Genomic DNA, 16767 nt, shown 5'->3' with positions numbered 1-16767 from the left:
AATCATCATGTCACCTGAACGCTTTGCGCGAATTAATGAACTGCTGGACCAGCGCCAGCCGGATCTGACTCTGTGTCTTGAGAGTGTACACAAAAATCATAATTTGTCGGCGTTAATTCGTACCGCCGATGCGGTTGGCATCCCCGAAGTCCATGCGGTCTGGTACGACCGCCGCGAACGCATCCGCAAAGGCACCGCCATGGGCAGCCAGAAATGGGTGCAGGTACATCATTACGACAATCTTAAAGAGGCCGTTGATCGGTTAAAAGGCGAAGGCAAGCAGGTGGTGGTGACCAACCTGTCGGCCCAGGCCGTGGATTTTCGCTCACTGGATTATACTAAGCCCACCGCTATTATCATGGGTCAGGAACGCCACGGGGTAACTGATGAGGCCATCGCGCTGGCTGATCACGAGGTGGTGATCCCTATGGTGGGCATGGCGGAGTCGCTGAACGTATCAGTGGCCGCCGCCATTGTGCTCTATGAGGCGCAGCGTCAGCGGGTTGATGCCGGCATGTATCAGCAGTCGCGGCTGGCCGCCAGCGAGCGTAACCGCGTGCTGTTTGAAGGCGGGCATCCGATTTTTGCCCGCATCTGTAAACGTAAGAATATGGCCTACCCACAACTGGATGAGCAGGGCCAGATTCTGGCTGATGACGACTGGTGGCAGGCAATAAGGGCGAGTCGCTGATGGCTGATGGCCTGCACCGTATTCCGCTAAGCGCCCTGAAAGGGGTGGGGCCGAAAATGCAAAGCCGGCTGGAAAAGCTCGGCCTGCTGAACGTGCAGGATATTCTGTTGCACCTGCCCCTGCGTTATGAAGACCGCTCACGCATCTATCCCATTAATGCCCTGCAGCCGGGCAGCACGGCCACTGTGGTTGCGGAAGTGATTAAGGCTGAGGTGGTTTATGGCCGCCGGCGCATGATGCGCTGCCGGGTGCGCGATGCCAGTGGCGTGCTTAATCTGGTGTTTTTTCAGTTCAGTGCTGCCCAGTTGCAGCAGTTGTCCCAGGGTACCCGGCTGCAGCTGTTCGGTGAAGTGCGCCGCGGATTGCAGGGGCCGGACATGATCCACCCCGAATACAAAATTATTACCGGCGAGCAACCGGTGCTCGGTGATGATGCCCTGACACCTGTTTATCCCACCACCGAAGGTGTACAACAGGCGACCCTGCGCAAACTGAGTGAGCAGGCACTTACTTACCTCAACAGCAAGGCGCTACCGGAACTGCTGCCCGAGGCATTGCGTCCGGAAGGTTTGTCGCTGGAACAGGCACTGCGCATTTTGCACCGCCCGCCGCTGGATGTGAGCCTGGAGCAGCTGCAACTGGGAACCCATCCGGCGCAGACCCGGCTGGCTACCGAAGAGCTGCTGGCGCATCAGATGAGCCTGCTCAAGCTGCGCGCCTTGAAGCAATCGCACCAGGCCCGCAGTCTGATCCCCTCCGTTGAGTTGCAACAGCGTTTTCTGGGTCAGTTGCCGTTTGCGCCTACCGCCGCCCAGCGTCGGGTGGTGCAGGAGATTCAGCAGGATCTGGCCGATGACATCCCGATGATGCGGCTGGTCCAGGGGGATGTCGGCTCGGGTAAAACCCTGGTGGCGGCGTTGACGGCACTTACCGCTATCGGCCAGGGCTATCAGGTGGCGCTGATGGCGCCGACTGAAATTCTGGCTGAGCAACATGCCCTGACGTTCCGCCAATGGCTGGAGCCGCTGGGTATTGCTGTGGGCTGGCTGGCCGGCAAGCAAAAAACCAAAGAACGGCAGGCCAATCTGCAAGCTATCGCAGCCGGCGAGGTGCAACTGGTGGTGGGCACCCACGCTCTGTTTCAGGCCGAGGTGACCTATAAAAATCTGGTGTTAGTTATTATCGATGAGCAACATCGCTTTGGCGTGCATCAGCGGCTGGAATTACGTCAGAAGGGTGTTGACCAGGGCTACCAGCCGCATCAGCTCATCATGACGGCAACGCCGATACCGCGCACGCTGGCGATGACCGCTTATGCCGATCTGGCCACCTCGGTCATTGATGAGCTGCCGCCGGGACGTACTCCGGTAACTACCGTCGCTATCCCCGATACCCGCCGTGACCAGGTGATCCAAAGAGTGCAGCAAGTCTGTACAGAACAAAAGCGACAGGCTTACTGGGTTTGTACCCTGATCGAAGAATCTGAGGCGCTGCAGTGTCAGGCCGCCGAAGATACCGCCAGTCAGTTACATGAGTTGCTGCCAGACCTGCGGATAGGGCTGGTGCATGGCCGCCTCAAAAGCGCCGAAAAAGAAGCGGTGATGAATGCCTTTAAGGCCCATGAACTGGACTTACTGGTTGCTACTACAGTCATTGAAGTCGGGGTGGATGTGCCCAATGCCAGCCTGATGATTATCGAGAATCCGGAGCGGCTGGGCCTGGCGCAGTTGCATCAGTTGCGTGGCCGGGTTGGTCGTGGCGCGGTCGCCAGCCATTGTGTACTCTTATATCATGCGCCCTTGTCGAAAACCGCCACCCAGCGGCTGGCGGTGCTGCGCGACAGCAATGATGGTTTTGTCATCGCCCAGCGCGATCTGGAACTGCGCGGACCGGGCGAACTGCTGGGGCAAAAACAGACCGGTCTGACTGAAATGCGGGTCGCGGATTTAATGAAGCACGCGCATTTACTGGAAGCGGTTCAGGAACTGGCACAGACCGTCTGGAACAACTACCCTCAGACCGCGGACGCGCTGATTCAACGCTGGTTACCGCGGCGCGATCACTACGCCCAGGCGTGATTTCGTAGTACACTAACGGGCAGATAGCCGCAGAACTCAAATTAAGGCAGTGGTATGAAAGATTCGAATTCAGAAACCATAGATTTTGGTTACAAGAAGGTCGCGAAAGGCGAAAAGCAGGGCCTGGTCGCCAACGTGTTTAATTCCGTGGCGAAAAAGTACGATGTGATGAACGATGTCATGTCGTTTGGCATCCACCGGCTCTGGAAACGCTATACCATCGATTGCAGCGGCGTTCGCAGCGGCATGAAAGTGCTGGATATTGCCGGCGGCACCGGCGATTTAACCGAGCAATTCTCGCGCCGGGTAGGCCCCACCGGTGAAGTGGTGCTGGCGGATATTAACAACGCCATGCTGGAAGTTGGCCGCGATAAGCTGCGAAACCGCGGTATTGTCGGCAATGTCCGGTATGTACAGGCCAATGCTGAAGAGCTGCCGTTCGCGGATAACAGTTTTGATATTATTACCATCGCCTTTGGCCTGCGCAACGTGACCGAAAAGCAGAAAGCCCTGGAATCCATGCTGCGGGTACTGAAGCCGGGTGGCCGCTTACTGGTGCTGGAATTTTCTAAGCCGGTGCTGCCAGTACTATCCAGCGCCTACGATTTTTATTCGTTTAATGTATTGCCGCAAATGGGCCGGATGGTCGCCGGCGATGCTGAAAGTTATCAGTATCTGGCCGAGTCGATTCGTATGCATCCGGATCAGGAAACCCTGAAAGGCATGATGGAAACCGCTGGCTATGAGCAGGTGACCTTTACCAATCTGACCGGGGGCATTGTTGCCTTGCATCGTGGGTTTAAATTCTGATGCTATGGACGGTACTCCCTACCAGTGCTATTGAAGCACTGCTGAATCAACTGCTGGCACTCGACAGTGCCTCGCGCAGCCGCTTGCAGAAGCTGCAGGGCAAGCGACTGCGGGTTACCCTGGGCGAGCTGGGCAAGCCGCTGACCCTGACCGCTACGGATCAGCAATTGCTGCTGAGCTGGGTCGATCAGGAGCCCGTTGATTGCCATATTATTACCCGCCTCGCGGTACTGCCGGAGCTGCGCGACAGCGCGAATATTACCCGTCTGATCAAAGCCGACGCGCTGGATATCGAAGGTGATCCGATGCTGGCACAGGCCTTTAGCAAACTGATTGCTGATCTTGATATCGACTGGCCGGAACAGCTGTCACAACGTATCGGCGATGTGCCGGCACAGTTTGTGGTGCAGGCCTGGCAGCGCAGCCAACGCTGGCTGAACCAGCGCCGTGAAGACCAACAGCAGTGGCTGCGCGATGTGCTGATTGAAGAGCAGCGACTGGCGCCGGGGCAGCATGAATTTGCTGAATTTACCGAAAACGTACAGGCATTGCGGGCGCGGGTTGACCGAATTGAATTTGAGCTTAAAGAGCGGCAGCGAGGGCAATGATGCGGATTAGACGACTCTACACCATCGCACGGACTTTTCTTCATTATGGCCTGGATACCGTTATCCCGGCGCGCTGGCTGCCGTGGTCGGTCCGTATGGCCCGTTACACGCTGTTCTGGATGCCAAACCGGCACAAGGACAAAGAACCGGGCGTACGCGTGCGGCTGGCGTTGGAATCGCTGGGGCCGGTGTGGGTTAAATTTGGTCAGATGCTGTCGACCCGCCGCGATCTGCTGCCGCCGGATATCGCCAATGAACTGGCGCTGTTGCAGGATAAAGTAAAGCCGTTCCCGGGCGAACAGGCGCAGCAGTTGATTGAAGACGCGTTGGGTATTGACTATATCCACGCCGAATTTGATAACTTCGAGGTGCGGCCGCTGGCATCAGCGTCCATAGCGCAGGTACATACTGCCACCCTGAAACACGGCGATGATGCCGGTGAAGATGTCATTATTAAAGTTATCCGGCCAGATATTTTTAAGGTGATCAGTGCCGATTTACGCCTGATGGAAACCCTGGCAGCGGTGCTGGCTAAGCACCTGCCGGATGGCCGCCGGCTGAAGCCGCGCGAAGTGGTTCGCGAATACCGAAAAACCCTGCTCAATGAGCTGGATCTGGCCCGCGAAGCCGGTAACGCGATGCAGCTGCGCCGCAATTTTGAAGACTCCGAACTGTTGTATATCCCGAAAGTCTATGGCCACTATACCCGTGTTTCGGTGCTGGTGATGGAGCGCATCGACGCCATTCCGGTCAATGACGTTGAAACGCTTAATATTATGGGCGTGGATATGAAAAAGCTCGCCGAGCGGGGGGTTGAGGTGTTTTTCACCCAGGTATTCCGCGACAGTTTTTTCCATGCCGATATGCATCCGGGCAATATTTTTGTCTCGCGGCAGAACCCTGAGAGTCCACAGTATATTGGTATTGATTTTGGTATCGTCGGTACCCTGAACCGGGAAGATAAGCGCTATCTGGCCGAGAACTTTCTCGCCTTCTTCAACCGGGACTACCGCAAAGTGGCCGAACTGCACGTGGATTCGGGCTGGGTGCCGGCCCATATCAACGTAGAAGAGTTTGAATCGGCTATCAGGACGGTTTGTGAGCCGATCTTTAATAAACCGCTGGCGGATATTTCGTTCGGTCATGTGCTGGTGAATTTGTTCAATACGGCCAGGCAGTTTGAGATGGAAGTGCAGCCGCAACTGGTATTGCTGCAAAAAACACTGTTGTACGTGGAAGGCCTCGGGCGTACCCTTTATCCACAGCTTGATCTCTGGCAGACCGCCAAGCCTTATCTTGAGCGCTGGATGAAAGAGCAGCTGGGCTGGCGTGCGGTGGTGCGGGCACTGAAGGAAAATGCACCTTACTGGGCCGAGAAACTTCCCGAAATGCCAATTCTGCTGCATGATTATCTGAGTTCACAGAAGCAACAGCAGAATTTTCAGCGCCAGGCTTTTGCTCAGTTCGAAGCGAACCAGAAACGCTTGCAGCGCGGAATGTGGTGGGGCTTTATTACCGGGGCGCTGCTGATTAGCACCACCTTGCTATGGATCGATCAACAACCTTGGTGGCTGGTTGCAGCTGGCGGTGCCGCGACTTTGATAAGCGGTGCTGTGAGCTGGTATCGCAGCCGCCGCAAAACAGTTTAATGACGAGGGTTATATGGGTATTAGCATCTGGCAGTTACTGATCGTTCTGGCAATTATTGTATTGCTGTTCGGCACCAAGCGTCTGCGCTCTATTGGCAGTGATCTGGGCTCGGCGATAAAGGGCTTTAAAAAGTCAGTGAGTGATGACGACAAAGAAGACCCCGCAGTGACCAGCAAGAGCGATTCTGACCGTAAGGACAGTTAAGGCTTATGTTTGATATCGGCTTTTGGGAGCTGATGCTGATTGCCTTGCTGGGGTTGCTGGTATTGGGTCCGGAACGTTTGCCCGGCGCTCTGCGGGCGCTGCAGCGCAGCATTGGCACCGTGCGTAGCTATACCAGCAAGGTTCAGGCTGAACTGAACCATGAGTTACGGATCAAAGAGCTGCATGACCATTTGCAGCAGGCTGAGAAACTGGATATGGATAAACTGCCGCCTGAACTGCAGCGTTCGGTTGCTGAATTGAAATCTGCCGCGGCCCAGGTGCAACGCCCTTACCAGAAAAAAACTGAAGACAAACCCAATGAGTGATTCTCCGCTGCTCGACCACCTGCTGGAATTACGTAGCCGGCTGCTGCGCAGCCTGATCGCGGTGTTGCTGGTATTTGCGGTACTGGCATTTTTTGCGGATGAACTTTATCAGCTGATCGCGGCGCCACTACTGGCGAGTCTGCCGATCGGTGGCACCATGATCGCCACCGATGTTGCCACGCCATTTTTCACCCCGTTCAAGCTGGCACTGGTGGTGGCTATCGCCCTGGCGATTCCCTTTTTATTATGGCAATTGTGGTCTTTTATCGCTCCTGGCCTGTACCGTAAAGAAAAGCGCCTGGTGGTGCCCTTGCTGGTGTCCAGTACCCTGTTGTTTTATGGTGGGGTAGCATTCGCCTATCTGGCGGTACTGCCGCTGGCGCTTAATTTTTTAGCCGGTGCCGCTCCGGAAGGCGTCACCGTGGCAACAGACATTGCCCGTTATCTCGATTTTGTACTGGCGATTTTTCTGGCGTTTGGGATTGCCTTTGAAACGCCGGTCGCTATTATCTTATTGTGTTGGAGTGGCGTTACCAGTGTTCAGTCGTTGCGTAAAAAGCGACCTTATGTCATTGTCGGTGCCTTCGTAGTAGGGATGATACTGACGCCTCCGGATGTCATCTCCCAGACGCTGTTGGCAATTCCAATGTGGCTGTTGTTTGAACTTGGTCTGATGATCGCTGGTCTATATCAGGGCTCGGAAAAAAAACCGGAACACCAACCCGGAAAACAGTAATTCAAATTAGGAAAGATTAGTCATGCTAAAACGTGTATGGATCGGCAGTGTGATATGCAGTACTGCGGTCGTTGCGCTCTTCAGTCACCCGGTGGCAGCGCAGTCGGTGTCCGATGAGCAACTGGCGACTTGTGCGCAGATTGAAAACCCGCTGCAGCGGCTTGTCTGCTTTGACGAGCTGGCGGCTGGCGGCGACTATAAGCCGCAACAAGCAGCCAGCAAGAGTCAAAAGTCCCGTGCTGATGACTTTGGTAAAGAGCACCTGAAAGATAATAATGACGATGGCGCCGATAAGCGCTATGTCGAAATCGTGAAGAAGACCAAAGACCCTTACGGTCGCTGGATTCTGCAACTGGACAACGGTCAGCGCTGGCAGCAGACCGACAGCACCACCTATCAGCTGCCGGAAAATGCCGATTACTATATCGAACGGGGAATTCTTAACAGTTTTTACCTGGGCCGGTCTGATCTTAATGGCCGTATTAAAGTGAAACGTATCGATTGATAAGGGCTGCTATGCCGTGGTTTGACTGTGGGGTAAATCTTACCAGCTCACGTTTTGCTGATGGCGTCGATCAGGTTATTGCCCGCGCTGATGCCGCGGGTGTTACCCGGCTGCTGGTGATTGGCACTAACCTTGAGCACAGTCGCGCCGCCATAGCACTTTGTGAACAGTTTCCCGGGCAGTTGGCTGCCACAGTCGGTATTCATCCCCACGATGCAGCAGCGGTTCCCGCTGACTACCTTGATCAGCTCGCTGAACTGGCCGGTCATCCCGCGGTGGTGGCCATCGGTGAGTGCGGGCTGGATTTTAACCGCAATTTTTCACCACAGGATCAGCAGCGTCGGGTATTTCAGGCGCAGCTGGACTTAGCCGCAAAAGTGGGCAAGCCAGTTTATCTGCATGAACGCGACGCCCTCGACGACCAGCTAAAAATACTTAAAAACTATCAGCATACCGTACCGAAGATGCTGGCTCATTGCTTTACCGGTGGTCGTGAGGCCCTTGCCGCTTATCTGAAGCTGGACTGCTTTATTGGCATTACCGGCTGGGTTTGTGACGAGCGCCGGGGTCAGGAACTACGTGCTGCCGTGCCGCTGATCCCCGCCGACAAACTGGTACTGGAAACCGATGCGCCGTTTTTAATTCCGCGCACCCTAAAACCCCGCCCCGCCATGAATGAACCCTGCTGGCTTCCGGAAATTGCCGAAGTTGTCGCTGGCTTGCGACAGCAGTCGGTAGCCGAACTGGCAGAGCAAACCTGGCAAGTCAGCCATGACCTCTTTGCTGCTAAGGCCTGGAGGCGCCCCTGAGCCGCACAAAGCTCGTCCTGTTGGCATGCGGACTACTGCTGTGGTCAGCGTATTCTTTTGCCACCAAGCTTGAGCCGACTATTTACTATCAGACCGACCCCGCTCATCAGCTGCAACTTACCGATCTGATCGAGCAGGGTGAGTGGCAGCGCCTGCCATTGGGTAGTGAAGTTTCCTTTGGTTATACCACCGACACCTACTGGTTTAAATCCCGCATTCCCGCTGCTAACGAGGATCGAATCCTTTCTCTTGGCTACCCGTTACTTGATTCGGTCGGCATTTTTTTCGTACGCAATGGTGAAGTCATTGAAACCTACCATGTTGGCGATAAGCAGCCCTTTGATGAGCGTCCGGTAGAGCACAAGAACTTCATTGTTCCCTTACCTGACCGCCAGGCGGCTGAGGTTTACCTGCAGGTACGCACTGAAAGCTCTATGCGGTTCCCGCTGGAAATCTGGCAGCCGCTGGCGTTCATGCAGGAGCAGCAATACCTGGTTGCGGCTACCGCCATGTATTTTGGCTTGCTGTACTGCATGGCTATCTACAATTTATTCAGTTTCGGGGTGACCCGCGATCCGGCTTTTCTTAAGTATTCGGCCTATATTGTCAGCATTGGATTGCTGGTCGCTGGCCTGGATGGTACCGGTTACCAGTATGTCTGGTCCGAGTGGCCCTGGCTGCAGGATCGTATCGTTACCATGATTGGCAGTCTGGTATTTCTGTTTGCCAGTATGGTAGCGGCCCAGGTATTGCAGACGAAAACACGCAGCCCCGGGCTGCATAAGGGATTGGTTACTCTACAGTTTATCTACGGCGTGATCTTTATTCTGAGTATGATTTTGTCCTATGCCGTACTAATCCCTTTTGTGCTGACGCTGGCGGTGTTTGGCTGCTTCTATCTGATGCTGACCGGTGCCGTGCTATGGCGGCGGGGGCTGACCTATGCTCGTATCTATACCCTGGCTTTAGGCAGCTTGCTATTTGCGGTTATCTGTAACGCGCTGGGCTATCTTGGCCTGTTCGAATCGGTATTTGTGCAGCGGTACGCCATCATGATTGCGTCAGCAATTGAAATTATGCTGCTGTCGCTGGTGCTGGCCATCCGGTTCAATGAAGACCGCCGGGAACGGCTGGTGGCCGAACAGCAACTGAATACCCAGCTTGAGGCCATGGTAGGGCAGCGCACCGCAGAACTGGAAGCGGTGATGGGCAAGCTGCGGGAAGCCAACAGCGAGCTCGAACAGAAAAGTAATGAGGATCGCCTGACCGGACTCTTCAACCGGGGCTTCCTGGATGAGGAATTACCGTTGGAAATCCGGCGTGCCCAGCGCAATAAACAAAGCATGGCGGTATTGATGATGGATATTGACCACTTTAAACCGATTAACGATGAGTATGGGCATCTGGTTGGCGACGAAATTCTGATCCAGTTGAGCGACTTATTAAAAGACACCTGCAAACGGGCGGGCGATCGAATTTTTCGCTATGGGGGCGAGGAATTTGTTATTCTGATGCCTGTTACCGACGAAGCTGGCGCTCAGGAGATTGCCGAGCGACTGACGATGACTATCCGCGAGCATGTGTTCAGCACCGACCATGGCATGATGCAGATCACCGCCAGTATCGGCATCGCGGTCTACCATCCGTCGGTTTATGAAGTCAGCGAAAGCGAACTGCTTGCGGTAGCCGATGATGCGCTGTACCGCGCAAAACATGCCGGACGCGACACCGTTCGGGCAGCCCGGGTGGCAAACCCTAATTCTAAGTACACTGAGAGTTTTTAAATGCAATCAACACCAACATCGTCCTTCCCGTTTCGCCGTTTACGCCGCTTACGCCGCCACGAATTCAGCCGGCGGCTGGTGGCTGAGAATCAGCTTACTGCGGCCGACCTGATTTATCCGATGTTTGTGCTGCCGGGCGAACAGCAGCGCGAGCAGGTTCAGTCGATGCCTGGTGTCGAGCGGCTGTCGATTGATTTACTGGTAGACGAGTGCCGGGAGATTGCGGCGCTTGGTATTCCGGCGGTGGCACTGTTTCCGGTAACACCTGCGGCGGACAAGTCACTGACCGCTGAGGCGGCGTGGGATGACGATGGTCTGGCCCAACGGGCGGTGCGGGCAATCAAAGCGGCAGTGCCGGAACTGGGCGTGATCACCGATGTGGCGCTGGACCCGTTTACCACCCACGGCCAGGATGGCATCATTGATGACAGTGGTTATGTCCAGAACGACGTGACGGTATCGGCGCTGGTACAGCAGGCGCTCTCGCATGCCCGCGCCGGTGCCGATGTGGTAGCCCCTTCCGATATGATGGACGGGCGCATTGGTGCTATTCGTGAAGCACTGGAAGAACATGGCTTTCACAATGTTCAGATCATGGCTTATTCAGCCAAGTACGCATCCGCCTTTTACGGTCCGTTCCGCGATGCCGTGGGTTCAGCTTCGAACCTGAAAGGCGGGAATAAGAAAACCTATCAGATGGATCCGGCTAATAGCGACGAAGCACTGCATGAAGTGGCGATGGACATCGAAGAGGGTGCCGACATGGTGATGGTGAAGCCCGGCATGCCGTACCTGGATATTGTCCGGCGCGTGAAAGATCAGTTTGCGGTGCCCACGTTCGCGTACCAAGTCAGCGGTGAATACGCCATGATGAAGGCTGCCATCGCCAATGGCTGGTTAAGTGAGGAGGTGATTATGGAATCGCTACTGAGCTTTAAGCGGGCTGGCGCTGACGGCATTCTGACGTATTTCGCTAAGCACGCGGCGCAGCAACTGAAAGTTTAAGACTCTCGGGTCGCCGGTGCCTGGGTGCTGGCGACCAGATTATGTAACAGACCTTCCCGTAAGGCGCCCTGCGCGCGAATAATCTCTTTAATTCCCAGCACCCGTTCCAACGCGATCAGTATGGTCAACCCGCCGATGAACATCGGTTGCCGTTCGCGGCGCACCCCGAGTTGATCAAGCCGGCTGATGTTACCCAGGGCAATACTACGCTGCAATACATCCTCCAGCCAGGTACTTTCAATGACTGTTTTATTTTCCCGTTGCAAGATGTCATACAAGGCGCGGAAGGTACCCGAGGCGCCGCAGGCAAGTTGCCAGGGGTGTTGCAGAAAATCGTTGGCGTGGGACTGCACCAGCTCGGTAGCCGCCTGAATCGCCTTATCGCAAGCTTCGACGGTGATCGATTTATCGCTGAAAAAGCGGTTATGCCAGATCACGCAGCCCATATCCAGGCTGCGCAGATGGCGGGGATCTGTGCCGGTACCGACAATGATTTCGGTACTGGCGCCGCCGATATCCAGCACCAGCATCCGTTGAGCTTCCGTTGCCAGAGATAAGGTGGCACCCTGATATATCAGAGCGGCTTCGGTTTCACCTGAAATAATTTCGATGGGAAAGCCAAGCACCTGCTCAAAGGCTTTGATTATCTGGTCGCGGTTGGCGGCAATGCGAAGTGTGGCGGTGGCCACACAACGTACCCGTGCGGTGGGAATGCCGCGCAACAGTTCCGCAAAGCTGGACAGGCAGGCAAGACCACGATGAATGGCTTCATCGCTGACGTAGTTATTGCTGTCGAGGCCATCAGCCAGCCGGACTTTCTGGCGTTGTCGGGAAAGCACCTGGCTGCCGCCGGAGCGGGTCGGTTGGGCCAACAGCAAATGAAAGCTGTTGGACCCAAGGTCGATTGCGGCCATGCGCGACGAATGCGCCATGTCGTGTTACCTGGAGTTCCCCTGGCGCCCGCCGCCGCGACGTTGCTGGCCTCCGCCACCACCACCGGTGCCACCGCCACCACGGCGGCCACCACGGGTGCGGCGACGGGTTGGCCGAGGCGTCTTGATATCGGTCAGCAGTGCTTCCGGTGCATATTTCGTCACTGGAATAGCGTGGCCGATGTATTCTTCAATCGCGGGCAGGTTATAGACGTATTCTTCGCAGGCCAGGTTAATGGCCTTGCCACTGGCGCCCGCCCGGCCGGTACGGCCGATACGGTGGACATAGTCTTCGAAGTCGTCCGGCAGGTCATAGTTATAAATATGGCTGACTTCCGGGATATGCAGGCCGCGGGCGGCAACATCGGTGGCGACCAGAAAATCAAGATGTCCCTCAGTAAAGTCATCAAGGATTTTCAGGCGCTTGCGCTGTGGCACATCGCCGGTCAGCAGACCAACACGGTGGCCGTCGGCTTCCAGCCAGTTGAAGAGTTTTTCGCAGACATGCTTGGTATTGGCGAAAATAATGGCTTTTTCCGGCCAGTCTTCTTCAATCAGCGTCAGCAGCAGCTTAATTTTATCCTGCTTCGACGGGTAGAAGAGTTCTTCGGAAATCCGTTCACCGGTTTTCTGCAGGGGCTCGACCTCAAGCTTGGTGGGCGAGTCCATGTGATCGTAGGCGAGTTCCTGCACCCGTTGTGACAGGGTGGCAGAGAACAACATGCTCTGGCGGTCTTTAGCCGGCGGCATCTTGCTGAGCATGAAGCGGATATCTTTAATAAAGCCCAGATCGAACATGCGATCGGCTTCATCAAGTACCACCACTTCAATTTTATCCAGCGGATAAATGCCCTGCTTGTAATAATCCATCAGGCGACCGGTGGTGCCGATGAGAATATCTACGCCTTCTTCGAGGGCCTGGCGTTGACTTTCATAACCCTCGCCCCCATAGATAATACCAATGCGCATATCGCAGTGTGTTGCTAATAATTCAGCATCATTTGCGATCTGGATGGCAAGTTCACGCGTAGGAGCCATAATAATAGCGCGGGGGTAACGTTTTTCGCCCTCGCGTGGCTTATTCAGCAGGGTGGTGAAGGCGGCTACCAGAAAGGCGAGCGTTTTGCCGGTGCCCGTCTGGGCCTGGCCCGCAACGTCTTTACCCGTCAGTGCGACAGGTAAGCTAAGCGCCTGGATAGGCGTACAGTATTCGAAACCAGCGTTTTCTAACGCGGTTAAAACCTGCGGATGCAGGTCGAGATCGGCGAACCGTGTCTCTGTCAGGTGTGTTTTACTCATGGCGTAAGCATATCAGTTTGCGCTAACATTCAAAAACAGAAATAATAGTGTTTTATTATTTCACGCGAATTCAGCAGCGGAGATTATCATGAGTGATAGAATTGTTCAGCTAAGTGATGATAGTTTTGAGGCAGATGTCCTCAATTCAGATAAACCGGTACTCGTCGATTTCTGGGCCGAATGGTGCGGACCATGTAAAATGATTGCGCCCATTCTTGACGATATCGCCAAAGAGTACGGTGATCGCATTACTGTTGGTAAACTGAACGTTGATCATAACAATCAGACGCCACCTAAATACGGCATCCGCGGTATCCCGACTTTGCTATTATTCAAAAACGGCGAAGTTGCCGGCACCAAGGTTGGTGCACTGTCTAAGGCGCAACTGGTAGAGTTTATTGACCAACACCTGTAAGCGGTAAGTGATAAGGTGACAGGCCGGAACTTACAGGTTCCGGCTACGTTTGTCTGGCTCCGGCTTAAATAATCGATGAAAAACTGGACGTTTCAAATTTTAGGTGTTACTTTTCGTACATAGCTTTTCTTCAGGTTGCCAGCCATACGGCCGCCAGATAGTCAGACCCCAGACAAAACTTAAATCAAACCTTATTCCCATTGGCCAAATAAAAAAGTCATCAGCCCCCCTATGAATTTAACAGAATTAAAAAATAAACCTGTCAACGAGCTGGTTCAGCTTGCCGAAACCATGGGCCTCGACGCCATGGCGCGTACCCGTAAGCAAGATATCATTTTCGCTATTCTTAAAGCGCACGCCAAAAGTGGTGAAGATATCTATGGCGACGGTGCCTTAGAAATTTTACAGGACGGTTTTGGCTTTCTGCGGTCAGCCGACTCGTCGTACCTGGCCGGACCGGACGATATCTATGTATCGCCCAGCCAGATCCGCCGCTTCAATTTACGGACTGGCGACACGGTAGCCGGCAAGATACGGCCACCAAAAGAAGGTGAGCGTTATTTTGCCCTCCTGAAAGTCCGCGAAGTAAACTACGACAAACCCGAAAACTCCCGTAATAAGATCCTGTTTGAAAACCTCACGCCGTTGCATGCCGAAGAGCGTATGGTGATGGAGCGTGGTAATGGCAGTACCGAAGACATTACCGCCCGGATACTGGACTTAGCGTCGCCAATTGGTAAAGGTCAGCGTGGCCTGATTGTGGCGCCACCAAAAGCCGGTAAAACCTTATTACTGCAGAATATCGCCCAGTCAATTGCCGCGAACTACCCTGAGTGTGTACTCATGGTGTTGCTGATTGATGAGCGCCCGGAAGAAGTAACCGAAATGCATCGCCTGGTAAAAGGTGAAGTGGTTGCTTCGACCTTCGATGAGCCAGCCAGCCGCCACGTGCAGGTTGCCGAAATGGTCATCGAGAAAGCCAAGCGCCTGGTTGAGCACAAAAAAGACGTGGTTATCCTGCTGGACTCGATTACCCGCCTGGCCCGTGCCTACAACACCGTAATTCCAAGTTCAGGTAAAGTACTGACCGGTGGTGTGGATGCCAACGCGCTGCACAAACCGAAGCGTTTCTTTGGCGCAGCCCGTAATGTGGAAGAGGGCGGCAGCCTGACCATCATTGCGACCGCGTTGATCGATACCGGCTCAAAAATGGATGAAGTTATCTACGAAGAGTTTAAAGGTACCGGTAACATGGAATTGCATCTGAATCGCAAGATTGCTGAAAAGCGTGTGTTCCCGGCGATCGACTTCAACCGTTCAGGTACCCGTCGCGAAGAATTGCTGACCACGCAGGAAGAGCTGCAGAAAATGTGGATCTTGCGCAAAATCGTTCATCCTATGGGCGAAACTGAAGCGATGGAATTCCTTATCGATAAGCTGCAAATGACCAAGACCAACGAAGAGTTCTTCGAGTCAATGAAGCGGCAGAAAGGCTAATTGCGATGCGGGCGCTGCGACTCAGTTTAGTTGGTGTCGCGGCCGCCCTGAGCGCGCACGTTAGCGCTACCGAAACCCAAACCACCATTCAAGCCTATGCGGCTGGTTATAAAGCCGCATTTACCTGTAGTGCTACCTTCAATGCCGGCAAGACCATGGCGCAGATTAATGCGCAGGAACTGACCGGTATTTACCCGCTGGTGCAGGATCTGGTTACCGAAATGCCGGTATTTATTGATCCTGAACTGCGCATGGTACAGGTGGCTTATGATGATCTGCCACCACGTACCGCCGTCTGGCGGCCGCAACTGGGCTGCGTGCAGTTGCCCGTTGGCGCCACCGCCGGGGTTGTCGGTGCCATGCCACGCTTAACAGATCCGCAGCCCGCGCCGGCCACGGATAGTGGTGCCCCATGGGTGCAACTGAACCCAATCAATAGTTCCACTGGTAATGAGTTGCTGGATACTGCCATCAGTGGTGCGTTCACCGATTATTACGGTGCTGGTGCCCGCACCACAGCGGTGCTGATTGCCACGCCTGAGCAAATTATTGCCGAGCAGTACCTGGACGGTTTTACCCCGGAAACATCGCAGCGCACCTGGTCGGTAGCGAAAAGCATTGGTGCCAGTGTGATCGGTGTCGCGGTGCAGCAGGGCCTTATCAAGGTCGACGAACCTGCTGGGTTGGCGAATTGGTCACATCCGGCCGACCCGCGCGGGCAAATCACGCTGGAACATCTGCTGCATATGGCCTCAGGGCTGGATAGCAACGTTGCCGGCAACCGCACCGACCGGGTTTACCTTGGAGGCGGGCTGGTCAGCGATACGGCCACGCAGACGGCGTTGGAAGTGCCGCCCGGCACGCGCTGGAAGTATGCTAATAACGATACTTTGCTGGCGCTGCGAAGCTTGCGTGAGCGCTTTGCCGATATCAACGATTACCTGAGCTTTCCGTTTAAGCAATTACTTAATAAGATTGGTATGCAGCATACCTTCCCGGAAACCGACTGGCAGGGTAATTTTATTCTGTCCTCGCAGGTGTGGACCACCTCGCGGGATCTGGCGCGACTGGGTATTTTGCATCTGCAGAATGGTCGCTGGGATGATGAGCAGATTTTGCCGGAAGACTGGCTGAGTTACATCAGCACGCCGGCACCGGTTCAGCCCGCTGAGCAATCTTCAGCTGGTAACGCGATACCCGGTTATGGCGCACAGTGGTGGCTGTTTAATGAACGCTTCCCTGAGCTACCGGACGACACCATTGCTGCCCGCGGCAACCGCGGTCAGTATTTATTTGTGATCCCTTCAGAAAACCTTGTCATTATTCGTCGTGGCCATGATCTGGCTGGCGAGCCGCCATTCCGTGAACATGAATTTGCCCGCGATGTACTGCGGGCGCTTAAATCAGTTAACAAATAA

17 protein-coding genes are annotated in these 16767 nt (G+C 54.7%); 15 read left to right on the top strand and 2 right to left on the bottom strand.

All coding sequences use genetic code 11. The features are described from left to right. Positions 1–7 precede the first annotated feature (7 nt). The 12 genes from trmH to hemB are packed head-to-tail and all read left to right on the top strand — an operon-like array spanning position 8 to position 11206. The gene (trmH, locus tag IDSA_RS08220; protein ID WP_034775860.1) at positions 8–691 is read left to right on the top strand and encodes a tRNA (guanosine(18)-2'-O)-methyltransferase TrmH; all 684 of its coding nucleotides are present in this window, start codon (positions 8–10) and stop codon (positions 689–691) included. Continuing rightward, on the top strand, positions 691–2769 hold the full coding sequence (gene recG / locus IDSA_RS08215; protein ID WP_034775859.1) for an ATP-dependent DNA helicase RecG: 2079 nt from the start codon (positions 691–693) through the stop codon (positions 2767–2769). Before trmH ends, recG begins: the two co-directional genes overlap by 1 nt. 54 nt (positions 2770–2823) lie before the next feature. Further along, the gene (ubiE, locus tag IDSA_RS08210) at positions 2824–3579 is read left to right on the top strand and encodes a bifunctional demethylmenaquinone methyltransferase/2-methoxy-6-polyprenyl-1,4-benzoquinol methylase UbiE (protein WP_034775858.1); all 756 of its coding nucleotides are present in this window, start codon (positions 2824–2826) and stop codon (positions 3577–3579) included. Next, the gene (locus IDSA_RS08205; RefSeq protein WP_034775857.1) at positions 3579–4187 is read left to right on the top strand and encodes a ubiquinone biosynthesis accessory factor UbiJ; all 609 of its coding nucleotides are present in this window, start codon (positions 3579–3581) and stop codon (positions 4185–4187) included. Before ubiE ends, IDSA_RS08205 begins: the two co-directional genes overlap by 1 nt. Continuing rightward, positions 4187–5836, top strand: a complete 1650-nt coding sequence (gene ubiB, locus IDSA_RS08200; RefSeq protein ID WP_126760581.1) for a ubiquinone biosynthesis regulatory protein kinase UbiB — start codon at positions 4187–4189, stop codon at positions 5834–5836. The genes IDSA_RS08205 and ubiB overlap by 1 nt, the downstream gene beginning before the upstream one ends. Before the next feature lie 13 nt (positions 5837–5849). Beyond that, positions 5850–6041, top strand: coding sequence for a twin-arginine translocase TatA/TatE family subunit (gene tatA, locus IDSA_RS08195; RefSeq protein ID WP_034775855.1), 192 nt, complete (start codon positions 5850–5852; stop codon positions 6039–6041). A gap of 5 nt (positions 6042–6046) precedes the next feature. Further along, positions 6047–6367: a Sec-independent protein translocase protein TatB gene (gene tatB, locus IDSA_RS08190; protein WP_034775853.1), complete on the top strand. Its 321-nt coding sequence runs from the start codon at positions 6047–6049 to the stop codon at positions 6365–6367. Next, positions 6360–7103 carry a twin-arginine translocase subunit TatC gene (gene tatC / locus IDSA_RS08185; RefSeq protein ID WP_034775852.1) on the top strand — a complete coding sequence of 248 codons (744 nt, stop codon included), beginning with the start codon at positions 6360–6362 and terminating at the stop codon, positions 7101–7103. Before tatB ends, tatC begins: the two co-directional genes overlap by 8 nt. A gap of 22 nt (positions 7104–7125) precedes the next feature. After that, positions 7126–7608: a hypothetical protein gene (locus tag IDSA_RS08180; RefSeq protein ID WP_051986178.1), complete on the top strand. Its 483-nt coding sequence runs from the start codon at positions 7126–7128 to the stop codon at positions 7606–7608. Positions 7609–7619: 11 nt separating this feature from the next. Next, positions 7620–8417, top strand: coding sequence for a TatD family hydrolase (locus IDSA_RS08175; protein WP_034775850.1), 798 nt, complete (start codon positions 7620–7622; stop codon positions 8415–8417). A gap of 20 nt (positions 8418–8437) precedes the next feature. Beyond that, entirely contained in the window at positions 8438–10201 is a 1764-nt protein-coding gene (locus tag IDSA_RS08170) for a sensor domain-containing diguanylate cyclase (protein WP_051986177.1), read from the top strand. Then, entirely contained in the window at positions 10202–11206 is a 1005-nt protein-coding gene (gene hemB, locus IDSA_RS08165; RefSeq protein ID WP_034775849.1) for a porphobilinogen synthase, read from the top strand. Here the strand turns inward: hemB and IDSA_RS08160 are convergent. Beyond that, the gene (locus IDSA_RS08160; RefSeq protein ID WP_051986176.1) at positions 11203–12138 is read right to left on the bottom strand and encodes a Ppx/GppA phosphatase family protein; all 936 of its coding nucleotides are present in this window, start codon (positions 12136–12138) and stop codon (positions 11203–11205) included. The two genes, hemB and IDSA_RS08160, sit on opposite strands and share 4 nt — an antisense overlap. Before the next feature lie 6 nt (positions 12139–12144). After that, on the bottom strand, positions 12145–13437 hold the full coding sequence (rhlB, locus tag IDSA_RS08155; RefSeq protein WP_034775847.1) for an ATP-dependent RNA helicase RhlB: 1293 nt from the start codon (positions 13435–13437) through the stop codon (positions 12145–12147). Between the two features lie 88 nt (positions 13438–13525). Here rhlB and trxA point away from each other — a divergent pair, with 88 nt between their 5' ends. From trxA to IDSA_RS08140, 3 genes are all read left to right on the top strand, one after another. After that, positions 13526–13852, top strand: a complete 327-nt coding sequence (gene trxA, locus IDSA_RS08150; RefSeq protein WP_034775846.1) for a thioredoxin TrxA — start codon at positions 13526–13528, stop codon at positions 13850–13852. A gap of 231 nt (positions 13853–14083) precedes the next feature. Then, positions 14084–15349 (top strand): transcription termination factor Rho, encoded by a 1266-nt coding sequence (gene rho, locus IDSA_RS08145; protein WP_034775845.1) that lies wholly within the window; start codon positions 14084–14086, stop codon positions 15347–15349. A gap of 5 nt (positions 15350–15354) precedes the next feature. Beyond that, a complete protein-coding gene (locus IDSA_RS08140; RefSeq protein WP_034775844.1) occupies positions 15355–16767 on the top strand; it encodes a serine hydrolase domain-containing protein in 1413 nt (470 codons plus the stop codon).

It is taken from the genome of Pseudidiomarina salinarum, from assembly GCF_000753715.1.
GTDB classification, from domain to species: Bacteria; Pseudomonadota; Gammaproteobacteria; order Enterobacterales; family Alteromonadaceae; genus Pseudidiomarina; species Pseudidiomarina salinarum.
This window is presented reverse-complemented; position numbering and strand designations above follow the sequence as displayed.

Excerpts from the sequence above, each read along its gene's own strand:
- trmH (WP_034775860.1), top strand. The coding sequence starts at position 8 with ATGTCACCTGAACGCTTTGCGCGAATTAATGAACTGCTGGACCAGCGC.
- recG (WP_034775859.1), top strand. The coding sequence starts at position 691 with ATGGCTGATGGCCTGCACCGTATTCCGCTAAGCGCCCTGAAAGGGGTG.
- ubiE (WP_034775858.1), top strand. The coding sequence starts at position 2,824 with ATGAAAGATTCGAATTCAGAAACCATAGATTTTGGTTACAAGAAGGTC.
- IDSA_RS08205 (WP_034775857.1), top strand. The coding sequence starts at position 3,579 with ATGCTATGGACGGTACTCCCTACCAGTGCTATTGAAGCACTGCTGAAT.
- ubiB (WP_126760581.1), top strand. The coding sequence starts at position 4,187 with ATGCGGATTAGACGACTCTACACCATCGCACGGACTTTTCTTCATTAT.
- tatA (WP_034775855.1), top strand. The coding sequence starts at position 5,850 with ATGGGTATTAGCATCTGGCAGTTACTGATCGTTCTGGCAATTATTGTA.
- tatB (WP_034775853.1), top strand. The coding sequence starts at position 6,047 with ATGTTTGATATCGGCTTTTGGGAGCTGATGCTGATTGCCTTGCTGGGG.
- tatC (WP_034775852.1), top strand. The coding sequence starts at position 6,360 with ATGAGTGATTCTCCGCTGCTCGACCACCTGCTGGAATTACGTAGCCGG.
- IDSA_RS08180 (WP_051986178.1), top strand. The coding sequence starts at position 7,126 with ATGCTAAAACGTGTATGGATCGGCAGTGTGATATGCAGTACTGCGGTC.
- IDSA_RS08175 (WP_034775850.1), top strand. The coding sequence starts at position 7,620 with ATGCCGTGGTTTGACTGTGGGGTAAATCTTACCAGCTCACGTTTTGCT.
- hemB (WP_034775849.1), top strand. The coding sequence starts at position 10,202 with ATGCAATCAACACCAACATCGTCCTTCCCGTTTCGCCGTTTACGCCGC.
- IDSA_RS08160 (WP_051986176.1), bottom strand. The coding sequence starts at position 12,138 with ATGGCGCATTCGTCGCGCATGGCCGCAATCGACCTTGGGTCCAACAGC.
- rhlB (WP_034775847.1), bottom strand. The coding sequence starts at position 13,437 with ATGAGTAAAACACACCTGACAGAGACACGGTTCGCCGATCTCGACCTG.
- trxA (WP_034775846.1), top strand. The coding sequence starts at position 13,526 with ATGAGTGATAGAATTGTTCAGCTAAGTGATGATAGTTTTGAGGCAGAT.
- rho (WP_034775845.1), top strand. The coding sequence starts at position 14,084 with ATGAATTTAACAGAATTAAAAAATAAACCTGTCAACGAGCTGGTTCAG.
- IDSA_RS08140 (WP_034775844.1), top strand. The coding sequence starts at position 15,355 with ATGCGGGCGCTGCGACTCAGTTTAGTTGGTGTCGCGGCCGCCCTGAGC.